Here is an 18,228-nt window from a genome sequence, read left to right as displayed (position 1 = left end):
TCTTTAGATATAACTTCATTAAAATCTCTTTCAAGTTCTTGAATTAATTTTTAGCTTTTTGTATTGCTGATACTAAGTTTTGATAAGAGTAATTTGTTTTATCTTTTTTTATTAATTCACAATAATCATCCAATAAGATATAACAAGCTTTGAAATTATTTATGATTTCGCGCTTTTTGGCAAATTTTTGCCCCATATTTTTTAGTGTTTTTAGCTCCTTATTTTGCTTAAAAAATTTTTGTGATTATAAAATAATAAATAATTAAATTCCTTAAAAATTGGTTTTAATAATTTTATTTTTAAGCTTTTATTAAGAGTGGGGGGAGGGGTATTATTATATTTTTAAAATTATTTTAGGAGATATTATGAAAAAATTAGTTTTTTCGTTAATTTGCGTAAATGCTTTTGCAAGCAATTTTGTTGGTTTGGATATTTATGGAACTAGTTTGGTTGAAGAAAATGGAGTTAGTTTAGAAGATAATTTTGTTGGTAGAGCTGATTTGTATACAAATAGATTTTACACAAATGAAGAAAATCATTTTGTATATGATATTAGATTTACCCACGCTGAAATTAATAGTGATTTTGTAAATTCATATAATGTTAAAGGTAAAATCAAAGATAGCTTTAATAGTTTTTCAGCACTTGGTGGTTATGGAATTTTAGTTGGTAATGATATGTCTTTATCGTTGTTAGGTGGTCTAGGTTATGCTAGTAGAAGTTTTGAAACTAAGTTTTATAATATTGATACAAATGATATTAATGTTAGTGCAAATTCAATGTTTTTAAAGACCGGTGTTGCAGCTAGAAAACAATTTGAAAATAATTTTACAATGAGTGGCGGTGTGTATCTTAAATATTATTTTGACACTATAAAAGAAAAAGATTTGAATGCAGAATTTGATATATCTTTAGGTTATACATTTGCGAATAATATTTATGCAGGAGTAAGATTTGGTTATGTTAATGATATTAGCAAAGGCGTTAGCATAGGACTTGCATTAAGCTATAAATTTTAAAATTTACTCAAGCCTTTAAAGGTTTGAGTAAAAATATTTTAATAATCAATTAGCTCTACATAAACTTGCTCTTTATCATCTGTGTAATAAGTTTTATATTTTATTGTAGTTTCGTTTTCTCCACCATTCACAACTATGCCTTTTATCTTACCATCTGTTATTTTACTGCTTAATTCATTTGGCATAGTTGGATAAACAAATTTCAAATTAGCATTACAATATCTTGCTCTATCATCTTCGTTTTTTAGTGTTACAAAGCTAGAAAAATCCATCTTAACATTACTGCTTACATATTTTATTATTTGATTTAATAAATCAATTACGGGTTTATAAGCATTTGCTGCGTAGCTTTCGGCAAAATTACCATTATATGAATAATCATAATCTTTAAACTCTCGCACTTTAATTATCGTATTTTCTACTTCATCTTGAAATGCTTTAATAACGCCGTATTTAAATATTACTTCAGGAGCATTTTCTCTTATAAGCTCTTCTAAGGCTTCAAGCGCTACTTCATCATTGCATTTTGGTGTATTATCAAAAAAAGAAAAATTAAAAGCACTTAAATATGTGCTTAAAAATAAACTAATTATTATTTTTTTCATTGTTACTCCTATTATCTTCAAATATTTTTGCAATAGCTTGAGAGATGTTTTCATTATTTGGGTTATTGTCTAATATAAATAATTTTAAAAACTCAACGCCAAAATGCGATGGGAAAATAAAATAACAATCATTGTGAAAATTATCCTTAGGAAAATGATTTGTCCTTATCCCTATTGATAATTCACCCTTATTTGTCTGTGCTTCACCGACTACTACTTCAAAATATTTATCTTTATAAATTAGTTTGAAAGGATAGTTTTTACTATCAATAAAAGGCTTTTTAATTTGCATTTCTTGCCCTTACTAAGTCTATGATATTATTAACCTTTTCTAAGTTTTTATTTCTTAAAATTGCACCTATTATAAATAAATCAAATAGGCACCAAAAAGCAATGAATTTGTCTAAATCTAAAATACCCGATATCTCTGGATTTATTTCCTTGAGATTAGATGCTATTATTAATAAAATTAATTTCATACAACCTACCGAAAACATATTAATTCTAAACCAAGCTACACCATAACAACCTAATAATAGATTATAAAGCCAAAAGCAAGTAACAGGACTATCAAGCTTGTCTTTTTTTAGTATTTTAGCAACTTCGTTAAGCTCTGTCTCGCTTAAACTTTCTAGTTTTTTTAATAATTCTTCATTACTCATAATAGGTTCTGATGACTTTATATTTTTTATGAGAAATTTTCTAAATCTACCTATTTTTTTAGGCAACTTGTCTTGAATTGAAGAGAATAAAATCGTCGCATTCATTTTTAATCCTTTTAAAATAAAATAAAAACGAGATAATACCCCCCCCCCCATTCTTAATTTATGCTTAAAACTATTTAAAATGCTTAAAAAAATTGTAGAATTTGAAATAGGAATTTGAATTTTCCTATTTCGTAAGATTTATATAAATTTTACTTTTTCGTTAAACGAAAATCTCATTTTTTTATGTTTTGGTTGTCCGTTTGCTCTATAACCAAAAGTTAAAACCAAAGCGCAAAATTCATCTTTTGGTAAAAATTCTTCATTAATCGGTGCTTCGTCGTATCCTCCGATAATGCAAGAATCAACGCCTAAAGTATGAGCGCAATTTACCATATTTGTAGCTGCTATATAGCATTGTAAAGCTCCATATTCGTGAGCGTTTCTAGTTTCTAAACGCTTTAGATAAGGCGAATATAATTCATAAACTTTATCAAAATCTTCTCTTCTTTTAAGTGCATTTTGAACTACGCTACCCTTTGGGTCAAAATTATTTTTTGCAGCTACAATTACAGCAAAAGCACAAGTTTCAAATTGTCTTTTAGAATTACAAAATTGTTTTAATTTTTCAATGTTTTCAGGATTTTGTAAAACATAAAAAGTCCAAGGCTCAAGCCCTAATGAGCTAGGGCTTAAAATTCCAGCTTCTAAAATAGCATTGATTTTTGCTTGAGAAACTTTTTCGTTATTAAATTCTTTACAAGCAAAACGAGTTTTTAATAAGTGCAAATAATTCATTCTTCGTCCTTTCTAGCTTTTTTTTGAGCTAATATATTTTCTTTATTATCTTCTATTAATAATCTATTTCTTTCTATTAGCTTCATTGCTTCGTTTAATTTATCATCAATTACTGATATTTTTTGTTTTAATAGATTTATTCTTGCGTTGAAATATTGCGTAATTAAAAATGCTATCAGTAAAAATACGATTAGTATAACTAGTAAATACAAGCTTCCCATTTTAATCCTTTATATCAATATAAAATATTGTTTTATTTTCTATATTTTCTATATTTATTACAGAAAAATTAGTATAAATCATATTAGATAATTCTTTAATATTAGTAATATTATTTTGTGCTAATAGCCTTAAAACCCTGCCACGATAGACTTTTGAACTATGAGATAATTGCTTATTATTTTTCATAAAAATAAAAGTTGCGTGCGGAATTTGAATTTGATAATAGTCTTTATAAATATCAGCTCTAAGGTCAATTGCAAATTCTTTTATTATTTCATTTAGATTATTTGTTGTATCTTTTAAATATTCTTTAGCTTGGTTGATTTTGTTTAATTTCACCCCTTGTTTGAGTTTATAAAATGGTATCTCATCATTTGCAAGAATAGGTCCAAAAAGGTTGGAAAATATAATTACATTATCATCAATATATGTTTTTTCTTCATTACTTAAACTATTGTAATCTAATTCTTTATAGCTAACTCCTTGATATAAAATTATTGCTTTATATAATTTATTAGAGAAATTATTTAATATATTTTGGGTATTTTTAACACCAAAAATTAATTCTAAATTATCAAAATGATTTATATATTCCTTTATATATGATTTTCTAAATTGAGATTTTATTGAGAGATTGTCTAAATTTAAATTAGTAAAAAATATCTTTAATTCATCTATATTACAAGCATTTAAGCTATTTATTTTTTCTTCACTTGGTGAAAACAAAATTTTCATATTGCTCCTTTTTTTAAAAAAATTATAACTTACTCTTGACAAATGAAAAATTTTTACATATAATGCCGTCTTTCATTTTTGATTTATGCTGGTTTAGCTCAGTTGGTAGAGCAGCTGCCTTGTAAGCAGCAGGTCGGGGGTTCAAGTCCCTTAACCAGCTCCATTTTATTTTTAGCAGTGTTTGACCAGAACAAAAAAGGCTTTATTTTTATAAATAAAGGTGAGTTACTCAAGTGGCCAACGAGGGCAGACTGTAAATCTGCTGGCTTTGCCTTCCGTGGTTCGAATCCACGACTCACCACCATTATAGATGCGGGAATAGCTCAGTTGGCTAGAGCATCAGCCTTCCAAGCTGAGGGTCGCGAGTTCGAGTCTCGTTTCCCGCTCCAACTTTTTTGCAAGAACTGGGAGCTGTAATTTTTATCGCTTCACAAGTTTTTCCAAAAATAGTTTAAGTTTTAGTGTATTTGTTGTCTAAAGTTATAATTTTTCTGAGCGCTCGTATGGCTCAGAGGTAGAGCACTCCCTTGGTAAGGGAGAGGTCGTGGGTTCAAGTCCCACTATGAGCTCCATTTATTCAAAAAGGTAATAATTTTAGACTAGTAATTAATTTTATTAATACGGAGGAAGTATTATGGCAAAGGAAAAATTCTCACGTAATAAACCACACGTGAATATCGGAACAATTGGTCACGTTGACCACGGTAAAACTACTTTAACTGCTGCTATTTCAGCTGTTTTATCAAGAAAAGGTCTTGCAGAGCTTAAAGATTATGATAATATTGATAATGCTCCAGAAGAAAAAGAAAGAGGTATTACAATTGCTACTTCTCATATTGAGTATGAAACTGAAAATCGTCACTACGCTCACGTAGACTGCCCAGGCCACGCAGACTATGTTAAAAACATGATTACAGGTGCTGCACAAATGGATGGCGCTATTCTTGTTGTTTCAGCAGCAGACGGCCCAATGCCACAAACTAGAGAACACATTCTACTATCACGCCAAGTTGGTGTTCCATATATCGTAGTATTTATGAACAAAGCTGATATGGTTGATGATGCTGAATTATTAGAGCTAGTTGAAATGGAAATTAGAGAATTATTAAGTTCGTATGATTTCCCAGGCGATGACACTCCAATCGTATCTGGTTCAGCTTTACAGGCTTTAGAAGAAGCAAAAGCTGGTAAAGATGGCGAATGGTCAGCTAAAATTTTAGAGTTAATGGCTCAAGTAGATAGCTATATCCCAACTCCAGTTCGTGATACTGACAAAGATTTCTTAATGCCAATTGAAGACGTATTCTCAATTTCAGGTCGTGGTACAGTTGTAACAGGACGTATTGAAAAAGGTATCGTTAAAGTTGGAGATACTATTGAAATCGTTGGTATTAGAGATACTCAAACAACAACAGTTACTGGTGTTGAAATGTTTAGAAAAGAAATGGAGCAAGGTGAAGCTGGTGATAACGTAGGTGTATTACTACGCGGAACAAAAAAAGAAGATGTTATTCGTGGTATGGTTCTTGCTAAACCAAAAACTATTACTCCACATACAGACTTTGAAGCTGAAGTTTATATCTTAACTAAAGAAGAAGGTGGTAGACATACTCCATTCTTTAATAACTATAGACCACAGTTTTATGTAAGAACAACTGACGTTACAGGTTCTATTCAGTTAGCAGAAGGCACAGAAATGGTTATGCCTGGTGATAACGTAAGAATTACTGTATCATTAATTCAACCAGTTGCACTTGAAGAAGGTACTCGTTTTGCTATCCGTGAAGGTGGTAGAACAGTTGGTTCAGGTGTTGTATCAAAAATTATTAAGTAATTTAAATGAGTAGGTTTTATGACCTACTCTAAAAACTAAAAGGAAATGTTATGAGAATTAAAATTGGTTTAAAATGCGAAGAAACAGGCGATATTAATTATAGTACGTTTAAAAATTCAAAGAATACTACTGAAAAGTTAGAACTTAAAAAGTATTGCCCAAGATTAAGAAAACATACAGTTCATAAAGAAGTTAAGTTAAAAAGCTAATTTTAGGGCAATAGCTCCAACGGTAGAGCGCCGGATTCCAAATCCGATGGTTGGGGGTTCGAATCCCTCTTGCCCTGCCAATTAAAGGTTTTAAAATGGAAAAATTAATAAATTATTTTAAGTTATCAAAAGCTGAGTTAGCAAAAGTATTTTTTCCAACTAAAGGACAAGTAAAAAATGCTTTTATTACGGTAGTTGTTGTAGTTACCGTTATTTCTTTATTTTTAGCTTTTGTTGATTTTATTATGTCTTTTTCATTAAAGAGTATTTTATAAGGGCGCGAGATGAATTTTAAATGGTATGCAATTCAGACTTACGCAGGTAGCGAAATGGCTGTAAAAAGAGCTATTGAGAAATTATGTTATGAAAATGGAATTTCTGATAGATTAAAAGAAGTTTTGGTTCCTACAGAAGATGTTATTGAAACAGGTAAGAATGGAAAACAGAAAATTACAGCAAAATGTTTATATTCTAGCTATGTTTTTGCAAACATTGATTTAGATATAGAGTTATGGCATAAAATTCAAAAATTGCCTAAAGTTGGAAGATTTATTGGAGAATCTAAAAAACCTACTCCTTTAAGTGAGAAGGATGTTAATTTGATTTTAGAAAAAGCTAATAATAAAAAAGCTCCAAGACCTAAAATTTTCTTTGAAAATGGAGAAAGTGTTAGGATTACTGAAGGCTCGTTTGCGAATTTTACAGGTATTGTAGAAGAATACGATATGGTTAGGGGTACTTTAAAACTTAATGTTTCAATTTTTGGAAGAAGTACGCCAGTTGAAATACTATATTCACAAGTAGAAAAAATTATTTAATAAATTAAGGAGTCATTATGGCTAAAAAAGTTGTTGGGGAAATTAAATTACAAATAGCTGCAACAAAGGCAAATCCATCACCACCAGTAGGACCTGCTTTAGGACAACAAGGTGTTAATATTATGGAATTTTGTAAGGCTTTCAATGAGCGTACAAAAGATATGGCGGGATATAATATTCCAGTAGTTATAACAGTATATGCTGATAAAAGTTTTACATTTATAACAAAACAACCACCTGCTACAGATTTAATTAAAAAAGCTGCAGGTATTTCAAAAGGAACTGATAATCCTTTAAAAAATAAAGTAGGTAAGCTAACTAAAGCTCAAATACTTGAAATTGTTGATAGAAAAATTGCTGACTTAAATACAAAAGATCGTGAGCAAGCTGCTAAGATTATTGCAGGTTCTGCTAGATCAATGGGTGTTGAAGTAGTAGATTAATAAGAACCTAACCGCCGGGTTAAGGCGGAAGCACTTTAAAAAATGCGGAGAAAAATATGGCAAAAAAAGCAAAAAGAATTCAAGAATTATTAAAAAAAGTTGATTTAACAAAAGAATATTCACTAAATGATGGTATTAAAGTTATTAAAACTTTATCATCAGCTAAATTTGATGAAACCGTTGAAATAGCAATGAAATTAAATGTTGATCCAAGACATGCTGATCAAATGGTAAGAGGTTCAGTAGTATTACCAGAAGGAACTGGCAAAAAGGTTCGTGTAGCTGTGATTGCAAAAGATATTAAAGCTGATGAAGCGAAAGCAGCAGGAGCTGATATTGTTGGTGATGATGATTTAGTAGAAGAAATTCAAAAAGGTAATATTAATTTTGATGTATTAATAGCAACTCCAAATTTAATGGGGCTAGTTGGTAAAGTTGGCCGTATTTTAGGACCTAAAGGTTTAATGCCAAATCCTAAAACAGGAACAGTTACTATGGATGTAGCTCAAGCTGTTAAAAATGCTAAATCAGGACAAGTTAATTTCCGTGTAGATAAACAAGGAAATATTCATGCTGGTTTAGGTAAAGTTAGTTTTTCTGAAGAAAAATTATTAAATAACGTTAGTGCTTTTGTAAAAGCAATTAATAAACACAAACCTGCAACTGCAAAAGGTAGATATATTAAGAGTGCAACTCTATCTTTAACAATGAGTCCAGGTTTAAAACTTGAAACTCAAGAATTATTAGATTTAAAATAATTTTTTCTATGAATAGCTATTTTTTAAACTTTTTATGTTAAAAATATAGCTATTCTTTTTCAAATTTTTATTTTAGTTTTTTTGCGTAAAGAATTTAAATAAAAATTTGATTTGTGACAGCCGAGGTTTATTACTTAATTGACTTTTGTCTCTCTGCTTAAATCATAAATCGGAAAGGAGAAACGATGACAAGAAACCAAAAAGAAGAACTAATAGCTAGACTTTCTGATGAATTTACAACAAACAATGCTGTTGTTGTTTGTAATTATAAAGGTATTATTACTAAGCAATTAGAAGTATTACGTGATTCTGCAAGAGTTGCTAATGTTAAAGTAGAAGTTATTAAAAATACTTTAGCTAGTATTGCTTTAGAAAAATCAGGCAAAAATGGTTTAACACTTAAAGATACAAATATTTATCTTTGGGGAGAAGACGCGTTAGCAGTTACAAAAGTAGCAGCTAAATTTGCTGAAAAAAATAATGCGTTTGAAGTTAAGTTTGGTCACATAGATGGTGAAGTTGCAGATGCTAATAAAATTACTGCATTATCTAAAATGCCATCTCGTGAAGAGTTACTTGCTATGTTATTGCAAGTTTGGAATGCGCCGATTCAAAATTTCACAATCGGTTTAAATGCACTTAAAGAAAAAAAAGAACAAGAATAATTTTATAAAGGATAAAAAATGGCAATTACAAAACAAGATGTATTAGAATATATCTCAAATCTAAGTGTTTTAGAACTATCTGAATTAGTTAAAGAATTTGAAGAAAAATTTGGTGTTAGTGCAGCTCCTGTAATGGTTGCTGGTGCTGTAGGTGGTGCTGCAGCTGCTGCTGAAGAAGAAAAAACAGAATTTAACGTTGTGTTAGTAGATTCAGGTGCTAACAAAATTAATGTTATTAAAGTAGTACGTGCATTAACAGGATTAGGCTTAAAAGAAGCTAAAGATGCTGTTGAAGGTACTCCATCAACATTAAAAGAAGGTGTTAGCAAAGCAGATGCTGAAGAAGCTAAAAAACAACTTGAAGAAGCTGGCGCTAAGGTTGAACTTAAATAATTTATTTAGCCCTATTTTTAGGGCTATTTTTGTATTGTGTTGTTTTTACAACAAAACTATTCTTTCAAAACTTACCAAGAGGTACATATATGTTAAATAGCTTACATTCAGGAAACAGATTAAGGGTGGATTTTTCAAACGTTCCACAGCAAATTGAGATTCCAAATCTATTACAATTACAGCAAAAAAGCTTTGATTATTTTTTAAATATTGGTAATGAAGACAGGGAAAGTGGTATAGAAAAAGTTTTTAAATCTTTTTTTCCTGTTAGTGATTCTCAAAATAGATTAAGTTTAGATTACGTATCTTGTGAATTTGTAAAGCCTAAATACACAGTAAGAGAGTGTATGGAAAGAGGTCTTACGTATGCAGCTAACTTGCGTGCAAAAATTCGCTTGACGTTATATGATAGAGATGAAAAAACTGGTGAAAAAATTGGAATTAAAGATATAAAAGAACAAGATATTACTATTCGTGATATACCTTTAATGACAGATAGAGTTTCTTTCGTTATCAATGGGGTTGAAAGAGTAGTTGTAAATCAGCTTCATAGAAGTCCAGGTGTTATTTTTAAAGAAAGCGAAGAAGGTAATAAATTACTTTATTCTAGCCAAATTATACCTGATAGAGGAGCTTGGATTTATTTTGAATTTGATTCAAAAAATATTTTATATGCAAGAATTAATAAAAGAAGAAAATTCCAAGCAACACTTTTATTAAGAGTATTAGGATATAGCAAAGAAGATATTATTCAATTATTTTATCCAATTCAAACAATAACACTAAAAAAACATAAATTCTATACAAAATTTGATATTAATGCTATAGGCGATAGAGTTGAATTTGATTTAATTAATGAAAAAGGTGAAGTTGTTCACGAAGCAGGTAAGAAATTAACTAAAAGAAAAATTAAAGAGCTTGAAGAATCAGGTTTAAAATTAATAGAATATCCTGTTGATATTTTAGCTAATCGTCAATTAGCAGAGCCTGTATATGATAAAAATACTGGGGAATTATTATTTGATACTCTTACAATGCTTGATGAAGATAAGCTAATTGCTTTAGTTCATAATGGTAGTGATTTTAAAATAGCTAATGATGTTGGTTCAGGAATTGATGATTCAATGTTAAAAACTCTTCAAAATGATTTAGATATGTTTAAATCATTTAAGCGTTCAGAAAACTATGAAAACGAAGAAGAATTTGCAATAGCTAAAATATTTAGAGTATTAAGACCAGGTGATCCTGTTGTTTTAGAAGCAGCAAAAACTTATATTTTAGATATGTTATTTAACCCTGAAAGATACGATATAACAAGAGTTGGTCGTATGAAAATGAACCATAAATTAGGACTTGATGTTCCTGAATATGTAACCGTTTTAACTAGAGAAGATATAGTAAAAACTATTCAATATCTTTACAGAATTAAATCAGGTCGTGGATATTTAGATGATAGAGACCATTTAGGAAATAGAAGAATTAGAGCTATTGGTGAGTTATTAACTAATGAATTACACATAGGTTTTGCAAAAATTCAAAAAGGTATTAAAGATAAATTAAGCTCAATTACTACTCCTATTGAAGAATTAATGCCAAGTGATTTAGTGAATTCAAAAATGATTACTTCTACACTACTTGATTTCTTTACGGGTGGTCAATTATCACAATTTATGGATCAAACAAATCCACTTAGTGAAGTTACACATAAAAGAAGATTATCGGCTTTAGGTGAGGGTGGTTTAGTAAAAGAAAGAGCAAGTTTTGAAGCTCGTGATGTTCATACAACTCATTATGGAAGAATTTGTCCTGTTGAAACTCCAGAAGGTCAAAATATCGGTCTTATTAACTCACTTTCAACTTATGCAAAAGTTAATGATTTAGGTTTTGTTGAAGCTCCTTATAGAAAAGTTGTAGATGGTAAAATAAGCGATGAAATTGTGTATTTAACAGCTACTCAAGAAGAAGGAATTTGTATTGCACCAGCTTCTACGAAAGTAGATGAAAATGGAAATATTGTTGATGATTTAATTGAAGCTAGAATAGATGGAGAAACGATACTAGCAAAACGCGAAGATGTAGGACTTATTGACCTTACTTCAGGGGCTATCGTTGGGCTTGCAGCTTCGTTAATTCCTTTCCTAGAACACAATGACGCAAACCGTGCGCTAATGGGTTCAAACATGCAGCGTCAAGCAGTTCCATTGCTTACTGCTACTGCTCCAATAGTTGGAACAGGTATGGAAAGAGTAGTAGCAAGAGATGCGTGGGAAGCAATCAAAGCTAAGCGTTCAGGTAAAGTAGAAAAAGTTGATAGCAATAATATATTTATATTAGGCGAAGATGATAATGGTTTATATATAGACCATTACAAACTAGAAAAGAACTTAAGAACAAACCAAAATACAACATTTTCTCAAAAACCAATTGTAAGAAAAGGCGATATAGTAAAAGTAGGACAAGTAATTGCAGATGGCCCTTCTATGGATCAAGGAGAGCTTGCTATTGGTAAAAATGCTTTAATTGCATTTATGCCTTGGAATGGTTACAACTACGAAGATGCTATTGTAATGAGCGAAAAAATGATTCGTGAAGACGCATTTACTAGTGTTCATGTTTATGAAAAAGAAATAGAAGCTCGTGAATTAAAAGATGGCGTTGAAGAAATTACTCGTGATATTCCGAATGTAAAAGATGAAGATATAGCACATTTAGATGAAAGCGGTATTGTAAGAATCGGAACACATGTAAAACCTGGTATGATTTTAGTAGGTAAAGTTTCTCCTAAAGGTGAAGTAAAACCAACTCCTGAAGAGAGATTATTAAGAGCGATTTTCGGAGAAAAAGCAGGTCATGTAGTTAATAAATCTTTATACGCAGGTGCTAGTGTTGAAGGCGTTGTAATTGATGTAAAAGTATTTACAAAAAAAGGTCATGAAAAAGATGCTCGTGCAAAAGCAGCTCAAGACGCTGAACGCTTAGTATTAGAAAAAGACTATCATGATAGATTATTAATGATGGATAGAGAAGAAAATCTAAAGATTGCTAAATTATTAAAAGAAACTCCTTTAGAAAAAGCTGAAACTATAGGTGGAACATCTTATAAAAAAGGTGAAATCGTAAAAGAAGATGATTTATCTAATTTAAATCGTTTTGCTATTGGAAGTATTATTAAAGCTTATCCTAAAGATGTGCAAGCTTATTATGAGAATTTAAAAAATCATTTCCAAAATGAGAAAAAAGCTTTAAAACAAGAACATGATGAAAAATTAGAAATATTAGAAAAAGATGATATTTTACAAAATGGTATAGTAAAACTTGTAAAAGTTTATATAGCAACTAAGCGTAAGTTAAAAGTTGGGGATAAAATGGCAGGTCGTCACGGAAATAAAGGTATAGTTTCTTGCATAGTTCCTGAAGTTGATATGCCTTATTTACCTGATGGAAGACCTGTTGATATTGTTTTAAATCCACTAGGTGTTCCAAGCCGTATGAATATAGGTCAAATTCTAGAAAGCCATTTAGGTTTAGTAGGACTTAGACTAGGAGAACAAATTCAAGAAATATTTGATGCAAAAAGAGCTGATTTTATTAAAGAATTACGCCAAAAAATGATTGATATTTGCGATATTTCAAGATTAATGGACGCTAAAGTTTATCTTAAAGATATGAGTGATGATGAGTTTATTCGCCACGCAAGAGATTGGAGCAAGGGCGTTAAATTTGGAGCTCCTGTTTTTGAAGGTGTAACTGCAGAAGAATTTAAAAAGCTATTTGAAATGGCTAGAATAGATATGGATGGCAAAAGTGAGCTATACGATGGTCGCACAGGCGAAAAGATGAAAGAGCGTGTAAATGTGGGCGTTATGTATATGCTTAAACTTCACCACTTAGTAGATGAGAAAGTTCACGCAAGAAGTACAGGTCCATATAGTCTTGTTACACAACAACCTGTTGGTGGTAAAGCATTATTCGGAGGTCAAAGATTTGGAGAGATGGAGGTTTGGGCATTAGAAGCTTATGGTGCAGCACATACCTTAAGAGAAATGCTAACTATTAAATCTGATGATATTGATGGAAGATTTGCAGCGTATAAAGCACTTGCAAAAGGAGAAAATGTAACTTCAGCAGGAATTCCTGAGACATTTTTTGTTCTTACAAACGAGCTAAAATCTTTAGCTTTAGATGTTGAGATTTATAAAGAGGATAATGATGATGAATAAGAAATATAAAAAAATCCAACTTAACGAAGAAGAAAAACCAAGTCAATTTGATGCCATAGGGTTTAAAATAGCTAGCCCTGAGGCTATTCGTTCATGGTCATTTGGTGAAGTAAAAAAACCAGAAACTATAAACTATCGCACACTTAAGCCTGAAAGAGACGGCTTATTTTGTGCTAAGATTTTTGGGCCAATTAGAGATTATGAGTGCCTTTGCGGAAAATATAAAAAAATGCGTTTTAAAGGCGTTAAATGTGAAAAATGTGGAGTTGAAGTAACTACAAGTAAAGTTCGCCGCACTAGAATGGGTCATATTGAATTAGTTACTCCAGTGGCTCATACTTGGTATTCAAATGCAATACCTGCAAGAATTTCAACACTTTTAGATATTTCTACAAAAGATTTAAGCCGTGTTTTATACTATGAAGCATATATTGTAGAAGCTGTTGGAGATGCGCATACTGCAACTTATGATGATAATAAAAAAGTTACAAAATATAGCGTAATCAGCGAAGAACAATTCCAAGCTTTAAATGAAAGATATGAAGATACTGGCTTTAAAGCTAGAATGGGTGGAGAAGTAATTCACGATTTATTAGCTGAACTTGATTTAGTAGATATGGTAAGAGAATTAAAAGAAGCTTGCGAACTAGCTCCAAAATCAAAAAAACCTGCAATTATTAAAAAATTAAAAATTGTAGAAAGCTTTTTAGCAAGTTCTCAAAGTGGAGAAGGAAATCGCCCTGAATGGATGATGATTACATGCTTACCTGTTTTACCACCTGATTTACGCCCATTAGTGTCTTTAGATGGTGGAAAATTTGCTGTTTCTGATGTGAATGATTTATATCGCCGTGTAATTAACAGAAACTCTCGTTTAAAAAGATTAATTGAACTTGATGCGCCTGAAATTATTATTAGAAACGAAAAAAGAATGCTTCAAGAAGCTGTTGATTCATTGTTTGATAACGCTAGAAAACAAACAGGAGCAGCTAAAGGTGCGAATAAAAGAACTCTAAAATCACTTACTGAAATCATCAAAGGTAAGCAAGGACGCTTTAGACAAAACCTACTTGGAAAGCGTGTTGACTTTTCAGGTCGTAGCGTAATTGTTGTTGGTCCAAAACTTAGAATGGATCAATGTGGCTTACCTAAACAAATGGCTTTAGAATTATTTAAACCACATTTATTAGCTAAACTTGAAGAAAAAGGTTATGCAACTACGGTTAAACAAGCTCATAAAATGATAGGCGAAAAGACTAACGAAGTATGGGAATGTTTAGAAGAAGTAGTAAAAGATCATCCTGTAATGCTAAACCGTGCACCAACTCTACACAAGCTTTCAATTCAAGCTTTCCATCCAGTGCTAGTTGAAGGTAAAGCTATTCAGTTACACCCTTTAGTTTGTGCTGCATTTAACGCTGACTTTGACGGCGACCAAATGGCTGTGCATGTTCCACTTAGCCAAGAAGCAATAGCAGAATGTAAGATATTAATGCTAAGCTCAATGAATATTTTATTACCTGCAAGTGGTAAGGCTATAACAGTTCCATCACAAGATATGGTTTTAGGTATTTATTATCTATCGCTTGAAAAAACAGATGCAAAAGGTGCTAATAAGATTTGCACTGGTGTTGATGAAGTATTAATGGCTATGCAAACAGGCTCACTTGATATTCATGCTACAATCAAATCAGTTGTAAATGGTAAGAGTATTAAAACTACTGCGGGTCGTTTAATTATCAAATCAATTTTACCTGATTTTGTTCCTGAAGAATTATGGAATAAGGTTTTAAAGAAAAAGGATATCGGAGCATTAGTTGATTATGTTTATAAAAATGGTGGCTTAGAAATTAGTGCAAGTTTCCTTGATAATCTTAAGAATTTAGGTTTTGAATACGCTACAAAAGCTGGTATTTCAATTTCTATTGCTGATATTATTGTTCCTGATGAAAAGAGCGATAATATAGAAAATGCAAAAGCAAAAGTAAGAGAAATCCAAAATTCATTTAACCAAGGTCTAATCACTGCTAGTGAGCGTTACAATAAAATTATTGATATTTGGAAAAATACTAATAATGAATTATCAAAAAATATGATTAATTTAATGAAAAACGATAAAGCAGGATTTAACTCAATTTATATGATGGCTGATTCAGGTGCTAGGGGTTCAACGGCTCAAATTTCACAGCTAGCAGCTATGCGTGGTCTTATGGCTAAACCTGATGGTTCTATTATTGAAACACCAATTACTTCAAACTTTAGAGAAGGGCTAAATGTTCTTGAATACTTTATCTCAACTCACGGAGCTAGAAAAGGTCTTGCCGATACAGCGCTTAAGACCGCAAGTGCAGGACACTTAACAAGAAAGCTAATTGATGTTGCTCAAAATGTGAAAATTACTATGAATGATTGCGGAACTCACGAAGGTATAGAAGTTAGCGAAATTACTGCTGATGGTGTTGTAGTTGAAAACTTACACGATAGAATTATAGGTAGGGTTTTAGCTGATGATGTTATTGATCCAATTAGCAATGAGGTATTATTTAATGAAGGCACATTAATTGATGAAGTAAAAGCAAAAAGTATTGTTCAAAGCAATATCAAATCAGTTACAATTAGAACTCCAATTACTTGTAAAGCTAAAAAAGGAATTTGTGCTAAGTGCTACGGGATTAGCCTTGCTGAAAGTAAGTTAGTTAAAACTGGTGAAGCTGTTGGTATTATTTCAGCTCAATCAATCGGTGAGCCAGGAACTCAGCTAACACTTAGAACTTTCCACAGCGGGGGAACTGCTACAACTGATATGCAAGATAGACAAGTAGAAGTTAAAAAAGAAGGTTTTATAAGATTTTATAATGTTCAAACTTATAAAAATAATGAAGGCAAACAAATTATCGCAAATCGTAGAAATGCAAATATCCTTTTAGTTGAGCCTAAGATTAAAGCTCCATTTGATGGAAGTATTTCATATATTAATGCGCACGATGATATAACTATAGTTGTAAAATCAGGTAAAAAAGAGCAAAAATATATTTTAAGAAAACACGATGTTGCAAAAATCAACGAATTAGCTGGTGTTAGCGGAAACTTATTAGGAAAGCTTTATTTACCTTATAAAGAAGGTGATAAAGTTGTTGAAAATGAAAGTATAGTTGAAGTTATTAAAGAAGACTATAACATTCCAAGACGTATTCCTTACGCATCAGAATTATTAATAGAAGATGGAGCACCAGTAGCTCAAGATATTAGAGCAAATGCGGTTGGTAAATTAAACTATTACATTCAAAAAAGCGATGGTTTAGAAAAAATTGAGCTTAAAAAAGGTCATATAGTTAATGAAAAAGGTTTATTTGTAATTATTTCAGATGGAAATGATAGAGAAGCTATTCGCCATTATGTTCCAAGAAAATCTAAAATAGAATTTGGAAGTAATGAAATAATTAAAAACGCTAATGATTTAATAGTTACAGATGCAAGTAATGAAAGCCATATAATAGCTCAATGGGACCCATATAATAACCCTATAATAGCTGAGAGCGATGGTGTTGTAAGCTTTGTAGATATTGAACCAGGCTTTAGTGTTGAAGAGCAAACTGATGAATTAACAGGAAATAGCTCTTTAGTAGTTAATGAATATTTACCTGCTAGTATGAAACCTGCTATTGTGATTACAAAAGATGATGGAAGCACAATCAGATATCAACTAGAATCAAAAACCGTTATTTATGTAAATAATAATGAAAAGGTAAAAGTAGCTCAAATTCTAGCTAAAACTCCAAAGGCAGCAACTAAGTCTAAGGATATTACGGGTGGTCTTCCAAGAGTTACTGAATTATTTGAAGTAAGAAAGGTTAAAAACCCTGCTACATTAGCTGAGATTGATGGAATTGTAAGACTAGGTCAAGCTAGCCGTATGCGTCAAGTTATTACTATAGAAGGTGCTGATGGCAATTTAGTTGAGCATACAATTGACCGCCATAGCCAAATCCAAGTAAGAGATGGTGAGATGGTTCATGCAGGTGAACGTTTAACTGATGGAACAATTACAAGTAATGATATTTTAAGAATATTAGGTGAGAAAGCATTGCACCATTATTTAATTAGCGAAATTCAGCAAGTTTATAGCGGACAAGGCGTTGCAATTAGTGATAAACATATAGAAATTATTATTTCACAAATGTTAAGACAAGTAACCATTATAGATAGTGGAGATACTAAGTTTATAGTAGGCGATGTAGTAAGCAAGCGTAGATTTGCTGAAGAAAACGAAGCTGTTATGAAATTTGGTGGAAGTCCAGCTATTGCAGAACCACGCTTAACGGGTGTTACTCGTGCGTCAGTTAGCAGTGATAGTATTATCTCGGCTGCTTCGTTCCAAGAAACTACTAAGGTATTAACTGAAGCTAGTGTAACTGGTAAAGTAGATTATTTAGAAGACTTAAAAGAAAACGTTGTTTTAGGTAGAATGATACCTGTTGGAACGGGACTTTATTCAAGAGCAAAATTACAAATTCATAAAAACGACTAATTGTAAGGGGATATAATCCCCTTATTTATTATTAATACCACAATATATTTTCTAATTACAATATTTAAATAAATATGAATATTTTAAATAGCTATAATTTTTAACTACATTTTTTAGCTTTCAAATCTTGTTTTAAATTCTTTAAAATTAGTAGAATTTAAATAAATGCTTTAGATATTTTTTATTGATATTTTTCATATTTTATATTTTAATTTAAAGGTATTTAAAAAATACAATGATTTTAAAATATAAAAATAGTATTATTTTAAAATATTAT

At 30.9% G+C, this 18,228-nt stretch carries 17 protein-coding genes and 5 tRNA genes; 16 read left to right on the top strand and 6 right to left on the bottom strand.

The genetic code is table 11. The features are described 5' to 3' along the window. The first annotated feature begins 365 nt into the window (after positions 1–365). Complete coding sequence (locus AVBRAN9334_RS06260; RefSeq protein ID WP_336607286.1) at positions 366–1,019, top strand: hypothetical protein; 654 nt, start codon at positions 366–368, stop codon at positions 1,017–1,019. A gap of 38 nt (positions 1,020–1,057) precedes the next feature. Here the strand turns inward: AVBRAN9334_RS06260 and AVBRAN9334_RS06255 are convergent, their stop codons facing one another. From AVBRAN9334_RS06255 to yaaA, 6 genes are all read right to left on the bottom strand, one after another. Then, entirely contained in the window at positions 1,058–1,624 is a 567-nt protein-coding gene (locus tag AVBRAN9334_RS06255; protein WP_336607285.1) for a hypothetical protein, read from the bottom strand. Beyond that, positions 1,605–1,916: a hypothetical protein gene (locus AVBRAN9334_RS06250; RefSeq protein WP_214149832.1), complete on the bottom strand. Its 312-nt coding sequence runs from the start codon at positions 1,914–1,916 to the stop codon at positions 1,605–1,607. The genes AVBRAN9334_RS06255 and AVBRAN9334_RS06250 overlap by 20 nt, the downstream gene beginning before the upstream one ends. Further along, entirely contained in the window at positions 1,906–2,391 is a 486-nt protein-coding gene (locus AVBRAN9334_RS06245; RefSeq protein WP_239803254.1) for a hypothetical protein, read from the bottom strand. The genes AVBRAN9334_RS06250 and AVBRAN9334_RS06245 overlap by 11 nt, the downstream gene beginning before the upstream one ends. Before the next feature lie 138 nt (positions 2,392–2,529). After that, positions 2,530–3,126: an NAD(P)H-dependent oxidoreductase gene (locus tag AVBRAN9334_RS06240; protein ID WP_214119985.1), complete on the bottom strand. Its 597-nt coding sequence runs from the start codon at positions 3,124–3,126 to the stop codon at positions 2,530–2,532. Then, positions 3,123–3,347 (bottom strand): hypothetical protein, encoded by a 225-nt coding sequence (locus AVBRAN9334_RS06235; RefSeq protein WP_214118209.1) that lies wholly within the window; start codon positions 3,345–3,347, stop codon positions 3,123–3,125. The genes AVBRAN9334_RS06240 and AVBRAN9334_RS06235 overlap by 4 nt, the downstream gene beginning before the upstream one ends. A gap of 1 nt (position 3,348) precedes the next feature. Continuing rightward, positions 3,349–4,083: a peroxide stress protein YaaA gene (yaaA, locus tag AVBRAN9334_RS06230; RefSeq protein WP_214118207.1), complete on the bottom strand. Its 735-nt coding sequence runs from the start codon at positions 4,081–4,083 to the stop codon at positions 3,349–3,351. A gap of 87 nt (positions 4,084–4,170) precedes the next feature. On the opposite strand from yaaA, the gene AVBRAN9334_RS06225 reads away from it, so the two are divergent. The 15 genes from AVBRAN9334_RS06225 to rpoC all read left to right on the top strand — a co-directional run bounded on the left by AVBRAN9334_RS06225 (position 4,171) and on the right by rpoC (position 17,951). Then, positions 4,171–4,246 (top strand) — tRNA-Thr (locus tag AVBRAN9334_RS06225). A gap of 56 nt (positions 4,247–4,302) precedes the next feature. Beyond that, a tRNA-Tyr gene (locus AVBRAN9334_RS06220) sits at positions 4,303–4,387 on the top strand. Positions 4,388–4,395: 8 nt separating this feature from the next. Next, positions 4,396–4,472, top strand: a tRNA-Gly gene (locus AVBRAN9334_RS06215). A gap of 108 nt (positions 4,473–4,580) precedes the next feature. Beyond that, positions 4,581–4,655, top strand: a tRNA-Thr gene (locus AVBRAN9334_RS06210). A gap of 62 nt (positions 4,656–4,717) precedes the next feature. Then, positions 4,718–5,917 (top strand): elongation factor Tu, encoded by a 1,200-nt coding sequence (tuf, locus tag AVBRAN9334_RS06205; RefSeq protein ID WP_214118205.1) that lies wholly within the window; start codon positions 4,718–4,720, stop codon positions 5,915–5,917. Between the two features lie 50 nt (positions 5,918–5,967). Beyond that, positions 5,968–6,126: a 50S ribosomal protein L33 gene (rpmG, locus tag AVBRAN9334_RS06200; RefSeq protein ID WP_214118203.1), complete on the top strand. Its 159-nt coding sequence runs from the start codon at positions 5,968–5,970 to the stop codon at positions 6,124–6,126. A 4-nt stretch (positions 6,127–6,130) separates the two neighbouring features. Then, positions 6,131–6,206 (top strand) — tRNA-Trp (locus tag AVBRAN9334_RS06195). A gap of 15 nt (positions 6,207–6,221) precedes the next feature. Continuing rightward, a complete protein-coding gene (gene secE / locus AVBRAN9334_RS06190) occupies positions 6,222–6,401 on the top strand; it encodes a preprotein translocase subunit SecE (RefSeq protein ID WP_214118201.1) in 180 nt (59 codons plus the stop codon). Between the two features lie 9 nt (positions 6,402–6,410). After that, on the top strand, positions 6,411–6,944 hold the full coding sequence (nusG, locus tag AVBRAN9334_RS06185) for a transcription termination/antitermination protein NusG (RefSeq protein WP_214118200.1): 534 nt from the start codon (positions 6,411–6,413) through the stop codon (positions 6,942–6,944). Between the two features lie 17 nt (positions 6,945–6,961). Beyond that, positions 6,962–7,387: a 50S ribosomal protein L11 gene (rplK, locus tag AVBRAN9334_RS06180; protein ID WP_214118198.1), complete on the top strand. Its 426-nt coding sequence runs from the start codon at positions 6,962–6,964 to the stop codon at positions 7,385–7,387. 56 nt (positions 7,388–7,443) lie between these two features. Further along, positions 7,444–8,145: a 50S ribosomal protein L1 gene (gene rplA, locus AVBRAN9334_RS06175; RefSeq protein ID WP_214118196.1), complete on the top strand. Its 702-nt coding sequence runs from the start codon at positions 7,444–7,446 to the stop codon at positions 8,143–8,145. A gap of 185 nt (positions 8,146–8,330) precedes the next feature. Continuing rightward, positions 8,331–8,810 carry a 50S ribosomal protein L10 gene (rplJ, locus tag AVBRAN9334_RS06170; protein WP_214118194.1) on the top strand — a complete coding sequence of 160 codons (480 nt, stop codon included), beginning with the start codon at positions 8,331–8,333 and terminating at the stop codon, positions 8,808–8,810. An 18-nt stretch (positions 8,811–8,828) separates the two neighbouring features. Then, positions 8,829–9,203, top strand: coding sequence for a 50S ribosomal protein L7/L12 (gene rplL / locus AVBRAN9334_RS06165; protein ID WP_214118192.1), 375 nt, complete (start codon positions 8,829–8,831; stop codon positions 9,201–9,203). Positions 9,204–9,292: 89 nt separating this feature from the next. Then, complete coding sequence (rpoB, locus tag AVBRAN9334_RS06160; protein WP_214119982.1) at positions 9,293–13,423, top strand: DNA-directed RNA polymerase subunit beta; 4,131 nt, start codon at positions 9,293–9,295, stop codon at positions 13,421–13,423. After that, positions 13,413–17,951 carry a DNA-directed RNA polymerase subunit beta' gene (gene rpoC / locus AVBRAN9334_RS06155; RefSeq protein WP_442862233.1) on the top strand — a complete coding sequence of 1,513 codons (4,539 nt, stop codon included), beginning with the start codon at positions 13,413–13,415 and terminating at the stop codon, positions 17,949–17,951. Before rpoB ends, rpoC begins: the two co-directional genes overlap by 11 nt. Positions 17,952–18,228 lie beyond the last annotated feature (277 nt).

The sequence above is a fragment of the Campylobacter sp. RM9334 genome, assembly GCF_020138145.1.
Lineage (GTDB): Bacteria > Campylobacterota > Campylobacteria > Campylobacterales > Campylobacteraceae > Campylobacter_E.
This window is presented reverse-complemented; position numbering and strand designations above follow the sequence as displayed.